The sequence below is a fragment of the Methylomonas sp. Kb3 genome, assembly GCF_002834115.1.
GTDB classification, from domain to species: domain Bacteria; phylum Pseudomonadota; class Gammaproteobacteria; order Methylococcales; family Methylomonadaceae; genus Methylomonas; species Methylomonas defluvii.
In genome coordinates, this window is sequence record NZ_PIZT01000047.1 from 1 (window position 1) to 429 (window position 429).

Below are 429 nucleotides of genomic sequence, written 5' to 3' on the forward strand. Positions count from 1 at the left end.
AGCAATAGCTCTCCTTGCGCACCCAACACACGCCAGCTACCTTGCTTTCGCAATAGGTACCGAGGTCCGTGCAGACTTTCAGTTGTTTCTTGGCAGCCAGTTCATACTCCGGTTCCTCGCAGGAATAGACGATCTGGATGATCATGATGATGATCATCACCACCGTATAGGCTGTCATCAAGGTGCTGAGCAGTTCGCCGGCAACCGCGGCACCGCCGCCCAATTCGACACCACCGGATTCCGCAGCAGGTGTGAGATTACCCGCCGAATCGAAGGCCGCCTGGCCGCCGGCACTGAACAGCGCATTGCCGGCCGCTTCACCAAAGGTCTGGCCTATCCATTCCGCCACCGACTTCATCAATTCGCCTTTGAGCGAGTCGAGCAAGCCTTGCGAGGCAATGTCGCTAGTGCTGAGCATGTCGGTGCCGA

At 57.6% G+C, this 429-nt stretch carries 1 protein-coding gene; it reads right to left on the reverse strand.

Annotated features, from left to right (window positions below; all coding sequences use genetic code 11):
- On the reverse strand, positions 1-418 hold a 418-nt coding region (gene traN, locus CWO84_RS15370), incomplete at its 3' end, for a conjugal transfer protein TraN (protein ID WP_240618073.1).
- Positions 419-429: the final 11 nt, after the last annotated feature.